Origin of the sequence: Streptomyces sp. NBC_00104, from assembly GCF_045160825.1 — a bacterium.
Classification (GTDB): domain Bacteria; phylum Actinomycetota; class Actinomycetes; order Streptomycetales; family Streptomycetaceae; genus Streptomyces.
The window spans coordinates 4,055,492-4,074,128 of sequence record NZ_CP108215.1; the positions used below are offsets into that span (position 1 = coordinate 4,055,492).

Genomic DNA, 18,637 nt, shown 5'->3' on the forward strand with positions numbered 1-18,637 from the left:
CCGCGTCGCACACCCCCGCCGTGGATCCCCGCACGGGGCTCCCCCGGGCCGCCGCGCAGCCGCCCGGTGCGCCCGGTGCGCCGGGTGCGCCCGGTGACGCGGATCGGGCGGGGCAGCCCGGCGGATACCCCCCGCCGGGGCCCGGGGAATCCCCGGCCGCCCCCGTCCCCCGTGGCTCCCGTGTGCCCCAGACCCCCGTGCCGGCCCCCGACTCGGTGCCCACGATCGATCCTCGGCTCGCCCATGCGCTCGGGCGGCCGCAGCACGGGGAGTCGGTGGCCCGGCGGACGGGGCGGTCGATCCGGAAGCTGACCTCTTCGGCCGCGCAGGACGTGGCGGAGGAGACCCGGATCGCGCGGGAGTTGCAGCAGCCGGTGACGACAGGGCGGGTGATCGCCGTGACGTCGATCCGGGGCGGGGTCGGGAAGTCGACGATGGCCGCGCTGCTGGGGCGGACGTTCAACCACTACCGGCACGACCCGGTGCTGACGATGGAGGCGGACGCGGCGCTGGGCACCCTGCCGGTGCGGATGGGGGCCGACTCGGTGCGCTGGGCGGCGGGCGACCTGGCGCAGATCCTCAACCCGGCGATGCAGCTCACCGATGTCACCGGGTACCTGGTGCCGGTGTCGGACGGCGGCTGGCTGCTGCCCGGGAGCCAGGGCCGGGTCGGGGCCCCGCTGGACATCCGTACGTACCGCACGGTGACCCTCGCGCTGCGGCGGTACTTCGCGGTGACGGTGGTGGACTGCGAGACGCTGCCCGGCGAGGTGGCCCGTACGGCGATGGACACGGCCCACGCGCGCGTGGTCGTCGCGCCCATGACCGCCGAGGGGGTCAACGGCACCCGCCAGGTCCTGGACTGGCTCGGTCAGCTGCCGCACTCCGCGCTCTCCTCGACCGTCGTCGCGCTGACCGCGGGCTCCCCCGACGTCACGCTGGACCTCAGGACGGCCGTCGCCCACCTCAAGGAGTCCGGCGTCCACGTCGTCCCCGTCCCCTACGACCGCCACCTCGCCCAGGGCGGCCCCATCCGCACGGCTCTGCTGGGCCAGGAGACCCGTGAAGCGGCGATCACGCTGGCGGCGGAAGCGATGACCCGGGCGGTGAGGATGCGATGACCGGCCATCGGGGACCCGCGACGACCACGGCAGGCACGGCAGCCACGGCAGGCACGGCAGGCACGCGAGCGACACAAGAAGGGGTCCGTCCGTGACCCAGCAGTTGATCCATCGGCCCGCGCGGAGCACCCGGCCGCTCGGGACCGCCGGGGCCCGGACGATCGAACCGCCGCCGAACCTCCCGGAGGGCAAGGCGGGGACGGCCGCGACGGCGTTGCTGCCAATGGCCGGTGTCATGGGCTCGGTCGTGATGATGACCGTGATCCGGAACAGCCAGTTCGCGGCACTCGGCGCGATCGTGCTGGTCTTCGCGCTGCTCGGCGCGGTCGCCCTCTTCCTCTCCCAGCGCGGCAAGGCCCAGCGCACCCGGCGTACGCAGCGCGAGCGGTATCTGGAGTATCTGGAGGAACTGCGCGAGGAGTTCGGCGCCGACGAGCGGCAGCGGCGGCAGCTCGCGCGGGTGCTCGATCCGCCCCCGGAGGCGCTCTACGACCTCGTGCGCGACCCGGCCCGGCTCTGGGAGCGGCGGCGGCAGGACCCGGACTTCCTGCGGGTGCGGGTCGGTACCGGTGACGTACCCGTGGCGGATCTGGCCATCGGGCAGAACCAGGGCGGGGTGCTGACCCCGCCGGACCCGTTCATGCTGAACGAGGCGCGGGCGCTGCTGGCCCGCTACTCCGTCGCCAACGACTGCCCGATCACGGTGCCGTTGGACCGCGCGGGCAACGTCAGCGTGGTCGGCGACCGGGAGGGGGTGCTGCGGGTGGCCCGCGCGCTCCTCGTCCAGGTCGCCGTCTCGCACGCGCCCGACGACGTGGCCGTGGCGCTCGGGGTGCCGGGCGAGCGGCTGGCGGACTGGGAGTGGGCCAAGTGGCTGCCCCATGTGCTGGACTCGCAGGAGCACGACGGTCCGGTGGCGGCCCGCCGGATCGCGCCGAGCCTGCCGCAGCTGGCCCGGCACTTCCGGCACGAGCTGGGCCGGCGTGCCTCGTACGCGGCGGAGGTGCGCCGGGGGCTCGCCGACCGCAAGGCGCTGGGGCTGGCGTCCCGCATGCTCGTGGTGAGCGACGAGTACGGGGAGACGGCCGCCGAACTGCCGCGTCCCGACACGGCGGTCGGGCTGCCGGACATGGGCGTCACCGTGCTGCATCTGCTGGCGGAGCAGGTGCACGAGCCCGACCAGGTGTCGGTGCGGATCACCGTGCGGGGCGACCAGGTCGTCGTGGAGGACCTTCGTGACCCGCAGGCGCATCTCGATACGGCCGGAGCACCCCGCACGGCCGCGCACGGCACCTCCGACCACGTCACCGCCGCCGGTGCCGAAGGGCTCGCCCGGCTGCTCGCGCCGCTGCGGCTGTCCGCCGAGTCGGCCGCCGAGGGCACCCCGGTCACCGGGCCCGTCGACTTCCCGGGCCTCCTCGGCATCGACGACCCGGCCGTCCTGAACCTGGTGGATCTCTGGGCGCCGCGCGCCGAGCGGGAGTTCCTGCGCGTGCCCATCGGTCTGACCGACCGTCATGAGCCCGTCCTGCTCGACCTCAAGGAGTCCTCGGAGCTGGGCATGGGCCCGCACGGGCTGTGCGTCGGCGCGACCGGCTCGGGCAAGAGCGAGCTGCTGCGCACCCTGGTGCTGGCGCTCGCCGCCACCCACTCCCCCGAGGACCTGGCCCTCGTCCTGGTCGACTACAAGGGCGGCGCGACCTTCGCCCCGTTCACCGAACTCCCGCACGTGGCCGGTGTGATCACCAACCTGGAGAACCAGGCGGGGCTCGTCGAGCGCGTGCACTCCAGCCTCGCGGGCGAGGTCAAGCGGCGGCAGCAGGTGCTGAAGGACGCGGGGAACGTGGCCGACATCGGGCACTACGCCGCGCTGCGCGCGACCCGGCGACCGGACCTCGAACCGCTCCCCCACCTCTTCGTCGTGATCGACGAGTTCGGTGAACTCCTCACCGCCAAGCCGGACTTCATCGACCTGTTCCTGTCCATCGGCCGCATCGGCCGTTCCATCGGCGTGCATCTGCTCCTCTCCAGCCAGCGCATCGAGGGCGGCAAGCTCAAGGGGCTGGACACCTATCTCTCGTACCGGCTGGGGCTGCGCACCTTCTCCGCCGACGAGTCGCGGACCGTCCTCGACACGACCGACGCCTTTCACCTTCCGCCGCTGCCGGGCTTCGGTTACCTGAAGGTGGACACCTCGACGTACGAGCGGTTCAAGGCGGGGTACGTGTCGGGCGCGTACCGGGGGCCCGCACTGGTCGCACAGGAGGACGACACGCCGCCGGCCTGGACGTATCCGACGTACAACACGCTCGACAGCGGGCCCGCGAACGAGGTCGCCGACGAGCCCAGGGCGACCAAGCGGGAGACCGGGCCGACCGTGATGTCGGTGATGGTGGACCAACTCGCCTCCGCCGCACGGCCGGTGCGGCGGATCTGGCTGCCGCCGCTGCCCGACGCGATCACGCTGGACGCGGCGGCCGGGCCCGTGCAGGTGGACGAGCGAGGGCTTCAACTGGCGGTCGGGAAAGGCCCCTTGCGGGTGCCGCTGGGCGTGCTGGACGATCCGGCGAAGCAGTGGCAGGGGCACTGGGTGCTCGATCTGACGGTCGCCGGCGGTCACGCGGCGGTGATCGGCGGCCCGCAGTCCGGCAAGACGACACTGCTGCGGACCCTCGCGCTGTCCCTCGCCACCACCCACACACCCGCCGAAGTCGCCATCTACGGGCTCGACCTGGTCGGTGGCGGACTGTCCGCCCTCTCCGGTCTGCCCCATGTCGGCGGTATCGCCGGGCGGGCCGACCGGGAGCGGGCGGCGCGGACGGTCGCCGAGGTGCGGACGATGCTGATCGAGCGGGAGGAGCTGTTCCGCGAGCACGGGATCGACTCCGTCGACCAGCTGCGGCACCTGCGCGGGCAGGGCGGGCTGCGCGAGCTGGGGTCCACCGACGTCGTGCTGCTCATCGACGGGTTCGGGGCGCTGCGTGACGAGTTCGCCGAGCTGGACGACACGGTCGTGGACCTGCTCAAGCGCGGTGGCGGGTACGGCATCCATGTCGTCGGGGGCATGCTGCGCTGGAACGACGTGCGGATCGCCACGCAGTCGATGTTCGGGACGCGGGTGGAGCTGCGGCTCAACGACCCGAGCGATTCGAGCGTCGACCGCAAGCTCTCCGAGACGCTGTCGCCCGACACTCCGGGGCGCGTCCTGACCGACGGCAAGCTGTTCGCGCAGGCGGCCCTCCCCCGCCTCGACGGACGGCCGTCGAGGGATGACCTCGGTCCGGCGCTGGAGGACGCGGCCCGTACGATCCGCTCCACCTGGCATGGTGAACTGGCCGCGCCCGTACGGGTGTTGCCGACCCGGCTGGCGTCCGACCGGCTGCCGTCGGTCGTCGCCGAACCGAACCGGGTGCCGATCGGTGTGGACCAGGACGCCCTCGCGCCCGCTCTGCTGGACCTGTTCGGCTCGGACCAGCATCTGCTGATCCTGGGCGACAACGAGTGCGGCAAGACAAACCTGCTGAAGCTGGTCGCGGCACAGCTCGTGGAGCGGTACTCGGACGAGGAGCTGGTCTTCGGGGTCTTCGACCCCAGGCGCGGGCTGCGGGGTGTGATCCCGGAGCCGTACCGGGGCGGGTACGCGCACAACGCGAAGCTCGCGGCGGGGCTGTCGACGGGTATCGCGAGCGAGCTGGAGAAGCGGATGCCGGAGAGCGCCGACCCGGACGCCCTGACCGACGAGCCCGCGTTCAAGGGGCCACGCATCGTGATCCTGGTCGACGACTACGACATCCTCACCACCGCCGGGCAGCAGCCGCTGTCGCCGTTCCTGCCCTATGTGTCGTCGGCCCAGGACATCGGGCTGCACTTCGTGATCACGCGGCGGGTGGCGGGCGCCTCCCGGGCGATGTACGAGCCGCTGCTGCAGACCCTCCGCGAGACCGGTACGGCCGCGCTGCTCATGACCGGTGAGCGGAGCGAGGGCCAGCTCTTCCCCGGCCTGTACGCCTCGGCGCAGCCGGCGGGGCGGGGCACGCTGGTCCGCCGGGGCCGGGCCCACCAGCTGATCCAGACCGCCGTGGCAACCGACGGCGCCCCCGAAGGACTCTCGCCGTGACCCCCGAAGGACCCCACTCGGGACCGAACCCCCAAGGACTGTCTCTGTGACCAAGGACGTCATCGCCCTCACCCCGAAGATGCCCGACGTCTGGGCCCTCATGGCGAGTCTGTACGCCGGCGGCTCCGACCTGGACCTGTCGGCGGCGGCCGACGGCGCGGTCGTACAGCTGCACGGGCCCGGCGGGCGTCCGCTGGTGTCCGTGGAGTCGCCGGTGCTGGTGCGGGTGCCGGGTGAGGCGGAGCGGCTGCTCGGGGTCCACGACATGGAAACCCCCTTCTGGTGGACGGAGGCGCGGGCCTCCACCGCCGTCCCGGAGGCGGAGAAACTCGCGGGGGTGGTGTGCGGGCGGCTCAACGCGCTGCTGGGCGGCTCGACCTGGCCCCCCGGGGCGGCGAGCACCAAGGCCGTGGACGTGTCCGCCGTGCCGTCGGCGGGGTCGGGGCAGCCCGCCGTGGACGTCGTGACCGAGCACGCGGCCGTCGTCCTCGTCGACCGGCCGGTGGTGGCCCTGACCAGCTGGCTCGCGGAGATCATGCGCACGGCCGTGGCGTCCCGGCGGTCCCTGCAGATCGTCACGCCGCCCGGCGTACGCCTGACCACCGCCGCCCGTACGACGCTCGCCCGCGTCCCCAACCGCTGGGTCGTCCAGGACCCGGAGTGCGGCTACTACGACGGGCTGTCGGGGGCGGTGCTGCGCTGGCGGGACGGGGCGTTCTCGCCCGCGTTCGCCGAGGACGGGACGGCGGCCGTGGCCGCCGCGTTCACGCGCCCGGTGGGCAGCCCGACGAACGGACCGGCGAACGGACCGGTGGGCAGCCCTGCGAGCAGCCCGGCGGACGAGGCGCCCGGACGGCAGCTGATCGTCGCCCTGCGCACGGTGCACAGGGCCGACGAGCGGCTGCTGCTGGGCGGCGCGCTGGAGGCGGCCTGGAAGGCGCTGACGGGGACGGCACCAGCGGGCTGGGGCACGGCCGAGCCGGTCAACCTCCCCTGGTCGCCACGGCAGGTGACCGACCTGGCCCGGGAGCGGGCGCCCGAGCCGTCGCAGCTGATCGTGGTCGGCACCCCCGAGCGGCCGGCCATGGCGACGGTCCGGGTGACACGGACGACGAAGGGCGTGGAGGAGGACGTCGTCCTGACGGTCGGGTACGCGGCCGGCGAGGAGCCGCCGCTGGACCGGATCGAGCCGCTGGCCGACACGCTGGTCCGGGAGCACGGGCTGCGGACCATGCTGACCTCGGTGCGCGTGGCGCGGGCCGACCTGACGACCGCGCCCCGTCTGGAGGGGCCGCCGCTGCCCGTGGCCTTCACGCTCGGCCCGGACGACGTGCACACCATCGGGCTGGACCACGCGCGCCGGCCACCGGTCGAGGTCCGGGCGAAGCACCTCGGCCCGACGGCCCGTCCGGCGCTGCACTACCCCCTCGGGGACGGCTCGGACGCGGAGGCGTGGGGGCGGTTGCAGCAGCTCACGGCCCATCTCAAGGGCGATCATTCCCAGCCATCCGCCCCTGCTCAACGCGGGTGACTCGCGTCACTAACTCAACGACCAATACGAGCAGTACGAGCTCTGACGGGTGAGGGATTTACCGGCCTGACCTGGGTCTCTAACCTCCCGGCAACAGCTGCCAGAAGGCACGCGCCAGGAGGAGAACCATGGCCAGATCCAGCCACAGCGGCACCGGGCACACCGTCGGCCCCGTCATCGGAGCGGCGTCCGTGTACCGGCGTCCCGTCCGGCGACCCCTCGCGGCGGCGTTCGCCGCGACCCTCGCGCTCGGCACCCTGGCCGCCTGCGGCGGCGACACCGAGGACGCGCCGAAGGTGGCGGAGAACAAGATCTCGGCGGGCCAGGTGCCGGACTACTACCCGGCGGACTACGCGGACCTGATCGAGGCGGCGGAGAAGGAGGGCGGCAAGCTCACCGTCTACTCGAACCTCGGCGACGAGAACATGGCGCCGATCGTCCGGGACTTCAAGAAGAAGTACGACTTCATCAAGACGGTCTCCGTCAACGAGCTGGACAGCGACGAGCTGTTCCAGAAGACCCTGTCCGAGAACGCGGCCGGCTCCTCCCCGGCGGACGTGCTGATCTCCAGCGCGGCGACCGCGTGGGCGGACTTCTCGGCCCGCAAGGACACGGTCCTGGAGTACAAGTCGCCGGAGCTGGAGGAGCTGGGCGAGAGCGCGGAGCTGCTGCCGAGCGTGTACTCGATGTCGCAGGACCCGATGACGATCGCGTACAACACGTCGCTGATGGAGACCCCGCCGACCACGCTGACGGACTTCGCGAAGATCGTCACGTCGGACGAGGACAAGTTCAAGAACAAGGTGACGGTCCGCGACCCGGAGGGCTCGTTCGGCTTCACCGTCACGCGGGCGCTCACCGAGGGCAACCCGGAGGCGTGGGACGACCTGGAGAAGATCCTTCCGCTGACCCGCCCGGAGACCTCCTCCGGCACCCAGCTGGAGAAGATCGTCGCCGGTGAGTACACGGCCGGCTTCCTGATCAGCGCCTCCCCCGCCTACCCGGTCGTCGAGGACAGCGCGGGCCTGGTGAAGATCGTCTTCCCGAAGGACGGCACGGTCGTCCTGCCGCGCGGTCTCGGTATCGCCGCCGAGGCGCCGCACCCGGCGACCTCGAAGCTCTTCCTGGACTTCGCCCTCTCCGACGAGGGCCAGCGCGCGGTCGCCGAGGGCGGTCTGGCCTCGTACCGCGAGGGCGTGAAGGGCGAGGGCCTGCACACCTACCAGGAGGTCGTCGACGCGGTCGGCGAGGAGAACATCATCCACGTCAAGTACGAGCAGGTCGCGAAGGACGACGCCGCCGCCTGGCAGGAGCGCTTCGACGGACTCCGCAAGTAGGCAGCCCCGGGACGATCGGAGTCAGAACAGATGTCAACCCTCACCCAGCCGCCGCGCACTCCCGCCGGCGAGTCGCCCACGGAGACGTTCAGGCCGCCGCGCTACCGCCGACCCCTCGGCATCGGACGGGACACGGTCGTCCAGTACGCGGTCCTGGCGTTCCTCGCCGTCCTGGTGCTGGCCCCGATCGTCCCGACCCTCTACCAGAGCATCCGCAACCGCCCGCTCTACGAGGCGGGCGGCGCCTTCACCCTCAGCGGCTACACCGACCTCTTCACCAAGGCCGGGTTCGGTGAAGTCGCCCTGAACACCCTGCTGTTCGCCTCGCTGACGACGATCCTCAGCCTGGCCATCGCCATCCCGATGGCGATCGTGGTGGTCCGCACGAAGCTGCCGGGCGGCCGGCTGGTCGCCCTGGCGATGCAGTGGCCGTTCTTCATCTCCTCGCTGATCCTGGGCTTCGGCTGGATCATCATGTACGGCCCGGCCGGGTTCGTCAGCGTCAAGGTGCAGCAGGTCTTCGGCGGGGTGCCGTGGAACCTGTACTCGATCCCCGGCATGGCGCTCACGGAGGCCGTGGCGCTCGCCCCGATCGCGTACGTCTTCTGCGCCAACGCGCTCCGCCAGTCGGACGCTTCGCTGGAGTCGGCCGCCCAGGTCTGCGGCGCGGGCCCCTTCCGGATCCTCGCCCAGGTGATCGTCCCGCTGCTGCGCCCCCCGATCGTCTACTCCGCGATCCTCGTCTTCTCCGTCTCCATCGAGACGCTGAGCGTGCCGCTGCTGTACGGCCAGCCGGTCAGCATCGACGTCTTCTCGACCTTCCTCTACCACAACGGACTTCAGTCGGTGGATCCCGACTACACGATGCTGGGCGCCGCCTCCACGGTGATCCTCGTGGTCACGCTGAGCCTGGTCGCCGTACAGGCGAAGCTGCTGAAGGACGCGGCCCGGTTCGTGTCCGTGCGCGGCAAGGTGACCCGGCCGCGCAAGCTCGACCTGGGCTGGCTGAAGTGGGTGAGCATCGCGTGCATCTGGTTCTACGTGATCGTCGGCGCCCTGATCCCGATCGCGGGGCTGGTGATGCGGTCCTTCACCCTCGTCTTCACGCCGCTCCAGTCGCCGTTCAGGACGGTCACGACGAAGAACTACGAGCTCGTCTTCGACTCCGACAACTACGTGCAGTCGCTGTGGAACAGCCTCATCGTGGCCGGGGTCGGCTCGGTGGTGGTCAGTGTCCTCGCCGTGTTCGCGGTGATGGTCGCCCGCCGCTCCACGTTCAGGTGGGGCCGGGCGGTCGAGTACCTCGCCCTCATCCCCCAGTCCCTGCCCGGCATCATCATCGGTATCGGCTTCTTCTGGGCCTTCGCGCTCGCCCCGTTCGGGATGGGCTCGGTCCTCCAGGGCACGATCTACGCCGTCATCATCGCCTTCGGCATGCGGGCCCTGCCCAGCGCGTTCGGCTCGGTCGCCCCGGCGATCATGCAGATCGGCGGTGAGCTGGACAACGCGGCCCGGGTCTCCGGCGCCGACTGGCTGATGACCTTCTTCCGTGTCCTGCGGGCGCTGATCACGCCGGCGTTCGCCGGAGCCCTGGTGCTCACCTTCGTGATCATGCTCAAGGAGTACTCCCCGGCCGTCTTCCTCAGCTCGGCCGACAACAACATCCTCGGCACCACCATGCTCAGTCTCTGGACGCAGGGCAGGGCCGGATCCGTCGCCGCGCTGGCCACCCTCCAGATCGGCATCACCGCGGTCTTCGTCGCACTCGCGGGACTGCTCATGAAGGGAAAGCACCATGCCTGAGGTGACCGTCAAGAACCTCGCCAAGACGTTCGGCGACAACTCCGTCCTGCGCGATGTCACCTTCACCATCAGGGACGGCGAGTTCTTCACCCTGCTCGGCGCGAGCGGCTGCGGCAAGTCGACGACGCTGAACTGCATCGCGGGGCTGGAGCAGCCCACGGAGGGCTCGATCGCGGTCGGCGGGAAGCCGTTCGTGGATGCCGGGGCGGGGATCTTCCTCCCGCCCGAGGAGCGCAACCTCGGCATGGTCTTCCAGTCGTACGCGCTGTGGCCGCACATGACCATCGCGAAGAACCTGGCCCTCCCCCTCAACATCCGCAAGGTGCCGAAGGACAGACAGAAGACCCTGATCCACGAAGCCCTGGACAAGGTGGGCCTGGCCGCGCTGAGCGGCCGCTACCCCCACCAGCTCTCCGGCGGCCAGCAGCAACGCGTCGCGCTGGCACGGGCGTTGGTCTACTCGCCGACGGTCCTGCTGCTCGACGAGCCGCTCTCCAACCTGGACGCCAAGCTGCGTGAGCAGGCCCGTGCCTGGCTCAAGCGGCTCCAGGAGGAGCTGGGCATCACGACCGTCTACGTCACCCACGACCAGGACGAGGCGCTGGCGCTCAGCGACCGGATCGCCGTGATGGAGGGCGGCAACATGATCCAGATCGGCACGCCGCACGAGATCTACGAGCGGCCCGCCGCGCCCGCCGTCGCCGCGTTCGTCGGCCGCTGCAACTTCCTCACCGGCAAGGTGGTCAGCCTGGACGGCACCCGGCACACCGTGCTCCTCGACGCCAGCGGGGAGATCGTACGGGTCGACAGCGACCAGCGGGTCCCGACCGGCGACTCCGTCACCGTGGCCGTCCGCCCCGAGCGCCTGGAGGTCGTGGCCTCGGCCGAGACACCGGCCGGCGTGAACCGGCTCGACACCCAGGTCATCACCAGCTCCTACGTCGGCTCCCGCTACGAGTACGACGTCCGCCTCGGCGGCCAGGTGGTGCAGGTGCTGAGCGCCAACGGGGGGTTGGCGGGGGAGGTGGCGCTGGTCTTCGACCCGGGGCACGCGCTCCTCTACGCCGACAAGGTCGAACTGCCGCAGGACCAGCGGGACTTGCTGACGGTCCCGTAGCGACGGGACGCCCTACGCGCTCACATTCCGGCGTCGGCTCCCCGCATCCGGTCCGCCAGGTGCGGGAGTTCGCCGGGAGTGCCACACAGCAGTACGCGGAGCCGGAATCCGTCCGGGTACACGCGCCGCCCTCCTCCTCGTCCCGCAGGACGGCGGCGATGCCGGCGAACACCTCCAGCGGAACGGCGAGCACCCACGAGCGGCGCCACAGGGCCTCCCGGTATCGCGGATCTCGACATCCCCGCGCCACCAAGAGGCCCTGCGGTCATGCGCCGCACCGGTGGAGACGGCACCTCACCACTCATGGTCCGGACACGGGCCCGGGTGAGACGCGCGCGGGCCCGCGCTCACAGCTCGGGCTTCGGACTGCTGTTACTGGGGTCCAGGAACAGTTTCCAGAGGGCGGTGATGAGGACCGCCCACTCCGACGCCTGGTTGTCGCCCCTCTGCTGCGCTATCCCCAGGAGGTCACTGTTGCTTGATTCGAACTCCGGGTTGTTGACGGGGTCGTCGTTGCTGTCGGGGCCCGGGGTCGCCGGCCCTTCGGCGGGCTGGTCGGCCAGTTCCTCGGCGGTGGGCGTCTCCTCCGTGACCCGCAGATCGGCGGCGCCCGCCGTGGGGTTGGGGCAGGTGATGGCCCCGCCGCTCTCCCGGCACACGGGGGCGGGCACGGGCATGGTCACGTCCGATGCGTTGGGGCCCTCCAGGTACTGATAGAGGTGGAAATCCGTGTAGTGGTTGGGGGTGTAGAAGATGAAGCCGTTGACGTTGTCCCGGACGATCCGCTCGTCACCGCGGTTCGTGCCCCGGGTCGGCCGGATGTCGATGTCGTACTCAAGGAGCTGCGGCTCCTGCGTCCCGGGTATGTTCCGGATGAACTCGGTGAGATCCCCGGAGGCGGCGTCGAGGAAGAAGCCTCCGCGCATGATGAAGCCGACCCGGTTCGTCGTCGCGCTCGTGGGGTCGTTGGGGTCGGTCATGTCGATCCGGTCGGTCCGCCTGCCGAAGGGGAAGCCCCGGCTCATCCAGTAGGCGATCGCGGTATCCAGTTTCTCCGTCGGGAACTGGAAGGTCTTACCGTCGTCGACGGCCGCGCTCGCCTGCTGCCCCTGGGACGCGGCAAACCATGTTCCGCCGCCCAGCAGCGTCGCCACGGCGAGGAAGATCGCCAGGAACTTCCCACTGAGCCATCGGGAACGGCGTTTGTGCTTACGGGCGTTCCCCGGGATGCCGTCCGTAAGGTCGTCCTGATATCCCCTTGGCCCGTCGGGGGCCGATGCCGTTCTTTCCGAAGTCATACGTGAGTCCCCTTCTCGCACTCGGCTGAAGCCGCTGCCCGGATTCAGCGCCGCGTGGGGAGTCTCACCCGCCCTCACAGGCCCCGCACAGAGTCAAATATCCCAACCCGCCGGTAGAGATCGACAGGATTCCTGTCTGTTGAGTCCGGCAGGGACAGGCATCACACCCCCCTCCACCCCGTTCATCTCGGGATGCGCTTGACCATGGAGAGCCAGCGAGGCAGATCGATTTCGGCCAGTACGGTCTTGCCGGGCGGGTTCCGGTGCCGCACCTCCCAGCGGTCGACCATGGCCTCCACGAGGGTGAGGCCGCGCCCGTACTCGTCGAGCGGCCGGGCGGGGCCCACCTCACCAGGGCCCGGCAGCAGGCGTTCGGCGCGGGTGTCGGTGACCTCGATGCGGAGGGAGCCGGTGGGCAGGGAGAGGCGGAGTTCGAAGTCCCGGCCCGGGACGCGGCCGTGGGTCACCGCGTTCGCGACCAGCTCCGCCACGACCACCTCGGCACGCTCGGACGCCTCCGAGCCGTACCGGATGCCCCAGGTGTGCAGCTGGTTCAGGGCCAGATGTCTCGCCAGGCGGGCGCCCAGCGGGGTCGAGCTGAAGCGTTGCGTGAACATCGGTGCCGTGAAGGCGTGTTGCACGGCGGACGGTGCGGTCATGCCGCCAGCGTGGCCCGAGGGAAGGCCGGTTCACCAGCTCCGCGCCGCGTACGCCACGCGAGCGTACATGGTTACTCGCTGGACGGTACTGGTGACGTACCGTCACCATGGCGTGGAACGGTGTGGTTCGGCGGGCGGGTGCGCGGGAGGTGGCCCATGGTGGCCGACAGCGGCAGCATGGCGGCGACGGGGATGGGTGGCGGGGAGCCGGAGGCCTCCGACAGTCTGCGGACGTTCGGGGCGATGGTCCAGGCGTTGCGGGAGCACGCGGGGCTGGGCCGCGAGGAGTTGGCCGACGTCATCGGTTACTCCAAGCACATGGTGGCGTCGGTGGAGTTGGGGAGGCGGATGCCGGATGCGGCGTTCGTGGAGGGGGTGGATCGGGCGCTGGGGAGCACCGGGGCGCTGGTGCGTGCGGCTCAGCATCTGGGGAGGCAGCCGGGGTTGGCGGCTTGGTTCAGGAAGTGGGCCAGGCTGGAGACTTCGGCGATCACGCTCTATACCTACGAGTGCCGTTTGGTACCGGGGCTGTTGCAGACGGAGGCGTACGCACGGACTCTGTTCAACGATCGGCTGCCTTTGCTGGACGACCAGCAGATCGAGGAGCAGTGGGCGGCTCGGGCCGAGCGGCAACGCCTGCTTCGAGAGCGGCCGAACACCGCGTTCAGCTTCATTCTGGAAGAGCAGTTGTTCCTGCGGCGCACGGGCGGCGTGGACGTCACACGTGAACTCCTCGATCACGTACTGGAGATCGCCGAACAGCGAAACGTGGAGATCCAGATCATGCCTCTCGTCCGGGAGTCGCACGCCGGGCTGGCCGGTCCCATCCGACTGTTGGAGACACCCGAGAACCGCTGGTTCGCGTACTGCGAAGGTCAACGTGGCGGGATGTTTGTCGCCGAGACAAAAGAGATCAGCGTCCTCCAAAGCCGATATGCCAGGATGCGGTCACAGGCTCTCACCATTCCGGACTCTGCGAGCCTGTTGCGGCGGATGCGAGGGGACCTATGAGCACCAGCGAACTGTCCTGGTACAAGAGCAGTCACAGCAGCGGTGACGGCGACGACTGCGTCGAAGTAGCCGTAGCCCTCCCCCACACCATCCACATCCGCGACTCCAAGAACACCACCGGCCCTCAGCTCACCCTCTCCCCCACCGCCTGGGCCGAGTTCGTCCCGTACGCCGCTCAGGACTGACCCCGACGTGATCGGAACGGTGTTCCAGAGCGACGACGTGCCTGTGGAGCACCGGTTCGACTTCTGGCGGGAGTTGATGCACCGGGCGATCGCGCCCAGTCACATGAGCAGCGAGTTCGCCGACGACTTCTGGGCGCGGCAGCGGCTGATGGAGCTGGGTCCGGTGCTGGTGTGGCCGACGGCGCATCTGGTGACCGGGTTCCGGCGTACCGAGAAGCTGGTGCGGCAGTCCGACCCGGAGATGTATCACCTGTCGCTGGTGCTCGGCGGCGGGCTGGGGTTCGAGCATGTGGGGCGGGCCGAGGCGTACGGCCCGAGCGACCTGTGGTTGAGCGACACGTCACGGCCGTACGAGGTACACGCACCGGTCGGCCTGGGCCGTCAGGTGGTCTGGGGGGTGGGCCTGGACTTCCCCAAGGCGCTGCTGCCGCTGCCGCCGGCCCGCATCCGGCACTTGCTGGGCCGACGGCTGGCGGCGCGGGAAGGGGTGGGCGCCCTGCTGACCGGGTTCCTCACCGGCCTGGAGCAGCAGGCCGACACCCTCCGGCCGTCCGACGCGCCCAGGCTGGGCACCGTCCTGATCGACCTGCTGTCCGCCTGGCTCGCCCAGGTGCTGGAGGCGGAGGACGCGCTGCCGCCGGAGACCCGGCAGCGGGCCCTGACGACCCGGATACGGGCGTTCATCCGGCAGAACCTGCACGACCCGGAGCTGACACCGCCCGTGATAGCCGCTGCGCATCACATCTCGCTGAGCTATCTGCACCGGTTGTTCCAGGAGGACACCCCCGGCGAGACGGTCGCGGCCTGGATCCGGGACCAGCGTCTCACCGGCGCCCGCCGCGACCTGGCGGACGCCAATCTCGCCGCTACCCCCATCCATACCATCGCCGCCCGTTGGGGCCTGGTCCGCGCCTCCGACTTCACGCGCGCGTTCCGGAGCGCGTACGGGGTGTCACCCCTGGAGTACCGCGCGCGGGCGGGGTCCGCGCGGGAGACGGGATAGGAGTTGTCGACCGTTCCTAAAGACGAAGACGGGCTCGCACCGCACGCTCAGACCGGCGCGGCGCTATGCCTCGCACTCCACGGCTGGCGTAGGTGGCCCGGCGTATCCGCGCCCTGGTGCCGACAGGCGCCTGACCAGGGAAAGCCGGCGGGGCAGGTCGATCTCGGCCAGGACGGTCTTGCCGGGTGGGTCGCGGTCCAGGACCTGTTGGCGGTCGGCGAGGTCGTCGACGAGGGGCAGGCCCAGGCCCGAGTCGTCCAGCGGACCCGCCCGGCGTACGGCGAACCTCCGAGCCGTGCGGGATGCCCCAGGTGTGCAGCTGGTTCAGGGCCAGGTGTCTCGCCAGGCGGGCGCCCAACCTGCCCTCTTCGCTGCCCTCCAGGTCCTTTCGCGGGCGCGGTCCGGACGGTACTGGTGAGAAGTTGTGTCCACGATGGAGGGGAGCCCGGTGCGCGCGCAGGACCAGAGGAGCGGCAAGGCCCGTACGGCGGGCTCCGCGCGGCGTACGGACGGGCCACCGGGACCCGCCGCCGCACTGCTGGCGCTCCAGCGTCTGGCGGGCAACGCCGCGGTGGCCCGAGCCGTCGAGGAGCAGCGGCACACGCACGACGCCCACTGCGGCCACGGCCCCGCGGTACAGCGCTCGACCGTGCACGAGGTCCTGCGGTCGGGGGGCCGGCCGCTGGAGACCCCTCTGCGCACGGAGATGGAGGCGCGCCTCGGCGCCGGCTTCGGCGACGTCCGGGTGCACACCGACGCGGTCGCCCAGCGCTCGGCGGCGGAGATCGGCGCCCGCGCCTACACGTCCGGCAACCATGTGGTGATCGGGGCGGGCGGGGCGGACAGGCACACCCTCGCGCACGAGCTGACTCATGTGATCCAGCAGCGGCGCGGCCCGGTCGCGGGCACCGACACGGGGGACGGAACACGGTTGTCCGACCCGTCCGACCGTTTCGAGCAGGAGGCCGAGGCCACGGCCCGGCGGGTGATGAGCGGCCCGCCGCGCGGCGGAGCCGTCGAGACGCCCGCCGACGGTGGCGGGCAGGCTTCGGGACAGCCCACGGTGCAGCGGGTGCTGACGCTGGGTGCGAAGGCCAGGGAGAGCGACGGCGAGCAGGACGCCGAGGCCGCCTACAACAAGATCCTCACCGGTGTGCAGGGCACCCCGCTGCTCGATGCCTGGGAGAACCGGGAGAACAGGCCCGCCATCATCCAGGTGCTCGAGGAATGGATAACCGCGCCGAAGCAGACCAACCCGCCGGCGACCGGCGCCGCCCGTCCCGAGGGCTCCAAGGACGCCCTGTGGCGCCACTACAAGACGCCCGAGGAAGCCGCGTCCGCCGTGCTGCACCGGGTCAAGGCGCTTCCCGTGGCCGACGTCGAGAAGCAGATCGCGGAATCGGTCGTGCTGGACGAGAAGATCCGCGAGAAACTCGCGGAGTACATCAACACCCACCTCTCCCCGTGGCTCGCGGACCGGCGCAAGGAGAGCACGGAACTGGCCAGGCAGCTCGACTCCTCGACGGAGCAACTGGCCGCCTTGGGGCGCCTGTACCTCCCCTTCGTCGAGTACGGCGAGAAGACGCTCGCCGGCATCCTCTCCGACCCCCAGCCCCAGAAGTTCGCCACGCTCATCAGCGCCATCCACGACGTCGCCGAGATCCTCTACAAGATCGAGGGGATGGAGCAACACGTCGAGGTGACGCAGGAGGAGTTCAAGGGGTACGTCCTCAAGGGCGACGAGAATCCCTCCTCCGAGGTGAACCTGCCCGGCTGGACCGGCGACGGCGTCGGCACGGGGGCCGGCCCAGAGCTCGACCGGCAGCCGGTCGACCAGACCTTCCGCGGCGACAAGGCCACCCCCAACCAGAAGAACCCGCAGGTCAACACTGCGGGTCGGCTCGGTTACCCGGTCTCGCTCGGCCCCTCGCGCACCACCGGCAAGCTCATGAAGCTGGCCCATGTCACCGGCGCGGACCCGCAGATGAAGGAGAGCATCGCCTACGCGCTGATGGCGCTGTGGTACACGGACTACCGCCGGGACCTCACCGACATCCACCGGTACCACTTCGTCATGGATATGGCAGCCAACTTCGGTGTCCCGTACAACCCCTACCGGGCGCCCCACAACCCGGCGACCGGCGGCGACTACGCAGACACGATCCGGCAGGCCCTGGCCCGCTACCGTACGAACCAGGAGACGGAGGCGGCCAGGTACTGGAAGAACGAAAGCGAACGCGCGTTCAAGAGCCTGGATCAGGCCGGCTCGACCTCCGCCGCGGCCGTCAACACCCTGCCCCAGACGGCCGCGCCGACCACGGCGGCGCCGGCGTGGGCGGGGAACCCGCACGCGCTGGCCATCATGGCCAGACTCCACGGGCAGTCGCCCCTCGCGTTCGATCAGGAGTCCGGCAGGGCCGACCTCGCGGCGAAGCTGGGGCTCACGACGGAACAGGTGGAGGCGGGCCTGGCCGTCCTGGAGGCGAAAACCCCGAAGCCCCTCGTGCAGATCAACCGGCAGGGGCTCGTCCTGACCTCCCTGGGCAAGGCGATGGCCAAGAAGTACTTCAGAAATTAGTGGCGCGGGCGGCGAGCCGGGCATCACTCCCTCCTGGCTCGCCGCCCGGGCACTACGCCGCGTGCTCCACGAAACGCTGGGCCGTCCGGGCCAGCAGCTCCCGCCCGTCGCCCGCCCACAACTCGTCGTTGAACAGCTCGACCTCGATGGGACCGGTGTAGCCGGCCGCCTCGACGTAGCCCTTCCACTCCCTCATGTCGATCGCGCCGTCGCCGATCTGGCCCCGGCCGGTCAGGACACCCTGGGGCAACGGGGTGATCCAGTCGGCGAGTTGGAAGGTGTGGATGCGGCCGGAGGCGCCCGCGCGGGCGATCGCCGCCGGGGCCGTGTCGTCCCACCAGATGTGGTAGGTGTCCACGGTCACGCCCACCTGGTCCGCCGGGAAGCGTTCCGCGATGTCCAGCGCCTGGGAGAGCGTCGACACCACGCAGCGGTCCGAGGCGAACATGGGGTGGAGGGGCTCGATGGCGAGCCGGACGCCGTTCGATGCCGCGTACGGGCCCAGTTCGGCGAGCGCGTCCGCGATGCGTTCCCGTGCGCCGTGCAGGTCCTTCGAACCCGCCGGGAGGCCGCCCGAGACCAGGACCAGCGTGTCCGTGCCCAGGGTCGCCGCTTCGTCGATCGCCTTGCGGTTGTCGGCCAGTGCCGCCGCCCGCTCGGCCGGGTCGATGGCCGTGAAGAAGCCGCCCCGGCACAGGGTCGTGACCGTCAGGCCCGCGTCGCGGACCAGCTTGGCCGTGGCGTCCAGGCCGTGCGCCGCCACCGGCTCGCGCCACAGGCCCACGCCCGTGATGCCCAACTCCACGCAGCCTGCGACCAGTTCGGGCATCGACAGCTGCTTGACCGTCATCTGGTTGATGCTGAAGCGCTCAAGTCC

13 protein-coding genes and 1 pseudogene are annotated in these 18,637 nt (G+C 70.9%); 10 read left to right on the forward strand and 4 right to left on the reverse strand.

Features of this window, described 5'->3' with window-relative positions; all coding sequences use genetic code 11:
- The first annotated feature begins 182 nt into the window (after positions 1-182).
- The 6 genes from OG272_RS17790 to OG272_RS17815 all read left to right on the forward strand — a co-directional run bounded on the left by OG272_RS17790 (position 183) and on the right by OG272_RS17815 (position 11,026).
- Positions 183-1,121, forward strand: coding sequence for a type VII secretion protein (locus tag OG272_RS17790; protein ID WP_328223123.1), 939 nt, complete (start codon positions 183-185; stop codon positions 1,119-1,121).
- 91 nt (positions 1,122-1,212) lie between these two features.
- A complete protein-coding gene (eccCa, locus tag OG272_RS17795; protein WP_405894017.1) occupies positions 1,213-5,238 on the forward strand; it encodes a type VII secretion protein EccCa in 4,026 nt (1,341 codons plus the stop codon).
- Between the two features lie 46 nt (positions 5,239-5,284).
- Positions 5,285-6,769: a DUF6177 family protein gene (locus OG272_RS17800; protein ID WP_405894019.1), complete on the forward strand. Its 1,485-nt coding sequence runs from the start codon at positions 5,285-5,287 to the stop codon at positions 6,767-6,769.
- Positions 6,770-6,897: 128 nt separating this feature from the next.
- Positions 6,898-8,106: an extracellular solute-binding protein gene (locus OG272_RS17805; RefSeq protein WP_326582679.1), complete on the forward strand. Its 1,209-nt coding sequence runs from the start codon at positions 6,898-6,900 to the stop codon at positions 8,104-8,106.
- 30 nt (positions 8,107-8,136) lie between these two features.
- A complete protein-coding gene (locus OG272_RS17810; protein ID WP_326582678.1) occupies positions 8,137-9,909 on the forward strand; it encodes an iron ABC transporter permease in 1,773 nt (590 codons plus the stop codon).
- Entirely contained in the window at positions 9,902-11,026 is a 1,125-nt protein-coding gene (locus OG272_RS17815) for an ABC transporter ATP-binding protein (protein WP_326582677.1), read from the forward strand. The genes OG272_RS17810 and OG272_RS17815 overlap by 8 nt, the downstream gene beginning before the upstream one ends.
- A 347-nt stretch (positions 11,027-11,373) precedes the next feature.
- Here the strand turns inward: OG272_RS17815 and OG272_RS17820 are convergent, their stop codons facing one another.
- Both OG272_RS17820 and OG272_RS17825 read right to left on the reverse strand, forming a co-directional pair.
- Entirely contained in the window at positions 11,374-12,324 is a 951-nt protein-coding gene (locus OG272_RS17820; RefSeq protein WP_326582676.1) for a hypothetical protein, read from the reverse strand.
- Between the two features lie 182 nt (positions 12,325-12,506).
- Positions 12,507-12,983: an ATP-binding protein gene (locus OG272_RS17825; RefSeq protein WP_328223126.1), complete on the reverse strand. Its 477-nt coding sequence runs from the start codon at positions 12,981-12,983 to the stop codon at positions 12,507-12,509.
- Between the two features lie 156 nt (positions 12,984-13,139).
- Between OG272_RS17825 and OG272_RS17830 the strand changes: the two genes are divergently transcribed.
- From OG272_RS17830 to OG272_RS17840, 3 genes are read left to right on the forward strand one after another with little or no spacing between them, the layout of a single operon-like run.
- Positions 13,140-13,994: a Scr1 family TA system antitoxin-like transcriptional regulator gene (locus tag OG272_RS17830; protein ID WP_405894022.1), complete on the forward strand. Its 855-nt coding sequence runs from the start codon at positions 13,140-13,142 to the stop codon at positions 13,992-13,994.
- A complete protein-coding gene (locus tag OG272_RS17835; RefSeq protein ID WP_327729623.1) occupies positions 13,991-14,179 on the forward strand; it encodes a DUF397 domain-containing protein in 189 nt (62 codons plus the stop codon). The genes OG272_RS17830 and OG272_RS17835 overlap by 4 nt, the downstream gene beginning before the upstream one ends.
- 7 nt (positions 14,180-14,186) lie before the next feature.
- On the forward strand, positions 14,187-15,182 hold the full coding sequence (locus tag OG272_RS17840; protein WP_328223128.1) for a helix-turn-helix domain-containing protein: 996 nt from the start codon (positions 14,187-14,189) through the stop codon (positions 15,180-15,182).
- Positions 15,183-15,245: 63 nt separating this feature from the next.
- Here the strand turns inward: OG272_RS17840 and OG272_RS17845 are convergent.
- Positions 15,246-15,564 (reverse strand): annotated as a pseudogene (locus OG272_RS17845) (hypothetical protein).
- 66 nt (positions 15,565-15,630) lie between these two features.
- Here OG272_RS17845 and OG272_RS17850 point away from each other — a divergent pair.
- Positions 15,631-17,760, forward strand: coding sequence for a DUF4157 domain-containing protein (locus tag OG272_RS17850; protein WP_405894024.1), 2,130 nt, complete (start codon positions 15,631-15,633; stop codon positions 17,758-17,760).
- Between the two features lie 52 nt (positions 17,761-17,812).
- Here OG272_RS17850 and OG272_RS17855 read toward each other — a convergent pair whose 3' ends face one another.
- Positions 17,813-18,610, reverse strand: coding sequence for a sugar phosphate isomerase/epimerase family protein (locus tag OG272_RS17855; protein WP_326585818.1), 798 nt, complete (start codon positions 18,608-18,610; stop codon positions 17,813-17,815).
- Between the last annotated feature and the right edge of the window lie 27 nt (positions 18,611-18,637).

Bases quoted from the DNA above. Each gene is read 5' to 3' on its own strand.
- OG272_RS17825 (WP_328223126.1), bottom strand. From the start codon at position 12,983: ATGACCGCACCGTCCGCCGTGCAACACGCCTTCACGGCACCGATGTTC.
- OG272_RS17830 (WP_405894022.1), top strand. From the start codon at position 13,140: ATGGTGGCCGACAGCGGCAGCATGGCGGCGACGGGGATGGGTGGCGGG.
- OG272_RS17815 (WP_326582677.1), top strand. From the start codon at position 9,902: ATGCCTGAGGTGACCGTCAAGAACCTCGCCAAGACGTTCGGCGACAAC.
- OG272_RS17855 (WP_326585818.1), bottom strand. From the start codon at position 18,610: ATGACGGTCAAGCAGCTGTCGATGCCCGAACTGGTCGCAGGCTGCGTG.
- OG272_RS17810 (WP_326582678.1), top strand. From the start codon at position 8,137: ATGTCAACCCTCACCCAGCCGCCGCGCACTCCCGCCGGCGAGTCGCCC.
- OG272_RS17835 (WP_327729623.1), top strand. From the start codon at position 13,991: ATGAGCACCAGCGAACTGTCCTGGTACAAGAGCAGTCACAGCAGCGGT.
- OG272_RS17820 (WP_326582676.1), bottom strand. From the start codon at position 12,324: ATGACTTCGGAAAGAACGGCATCGGCCCCCGACGGGCCAAGGGGATAT.
- OG272_RS17805 (WP_326582679.1), top strand. From the start codon at position 6,898: ATGGCCAGATCCAGCCACAGCGGCACCGGGCACACCGTCGGCCCCGTC.